Annotated in this window: 1 protein-coding gene; it reads right to left on the reverse strand. The window is 59.7% G+C overall.

Annotated elements, in window-relative coordinates; all coding sequences use genetic code 11:
* Positions 1-29: 29 nt before the first annotated feature.
* Complete coding sequence (locus QMX98_RS34710) at positions 30-1058, reverse strand: IS30 family transposase (protein ID WP_017846207.1); 1029 nt, start codon at positions 1056-1058, stop codon at positions 30-32.
* Positions 1059-1113: the final 55 nt, after the last annotated feature.

Consider the following 1113-nt stretch of genomic DNA (forward strand, 5'->3'; position numbering starts at 1 on the left):
GGCGGTTACAGGAGCTGAGTGCAACACGGTTATTGAATTGAAGCTGGAGCATCATGCCGCATAGCCATAGCTTCCTGCATCACCTCGTCCATAACCTCGATCGGACACTTGAAGTCGAAGCGCTTACGGGGGCGCATGTTCAGTTGCAGTGCGATGGCATCCAGTTCCTCCTGGCTATGCACCGACAAGTCCGTGCCCTTGGGCAGGTACTGGCGGATCAGGCCATTGATGTTTTCGTTACTGCCGCGCTGCCAAGGGCTGTGCGGGTCGCAGAAGTAAATCGCCACCCCGGTCTGCTGGGTGATTTCAGCATGCCGCGCCATTTCTCGGCCCTGGTCGTAGGTCATGCTCTTGCGCATCGCCAGCGGCATGCCATTGAGCGCTGCACTGAAGCCTTCCATCGCCGAGGTCGCCGTCGCGTCGTTCATCTTCACCAGCATCAGGTAGCCACTGGTGCGCTCCACCAGCGTACCTACAGACGAGGCGTTGGCCTTGCCCTTGATCAGGTCGCCTTCCCAATGCCCTGGCATCAGTCGGTCTTCGATCTCCGGCGGACGTACATGAATACTGACCATCTCAGGGATCTGACCGCGCCGATCCACGCCGCCAGAGCGCGGCCTGCGCATCGTCTTGCTTTGGCGCAGGCAGATGATCAGCTCTTTACGCAGCTCGCCGACTGGCAAGGCATAGATCGCGTTATAGATCGTCTCGCGACAGACGTAGGCATCTCTGAGGCTGGGAATATTCATGCTGCGCAGCTTGCCGGCAATCTGCTCGGGAGACAAACGCTCACGCAGCATATGCGCCACCAATTCGAAGCGCTCGCTACCCGGCAACAGCTTTTGCTTCGGTCGACACACCTGACGGCGGGCCTGCATCTGCTGCTGGGCCACGCGGGCCGAGTAGCCGCCACAGGCATCTCGATTGCGGCGCAGCTCCCGGCTGATGGTCGAAGGGGATCGGTTGATCAAGCAGGCAATCCCGCGCAGGCTGAAACCTTGGGCATGACCGATTTGAATGGTGGCGCGCTCTTCAACGCTGAGTTCGGAATAAGACATAGGGACAGCACCGTACCGGAAAGGTCAGGTGTTGCACTCAGTTTTCGCCGCCGCC

It is taken from the genome of Pseudomonas sp. PS02303 (assembly GCF_029959925.1).
Classification (GTDB): domain Bacteria; phylum Pseudomonadota; class Gammaproteobacteria; order Pseudomonadales; family Pseudomonadaceae; genus Aquipseudomonas; species Aquipseudomonas mandelii.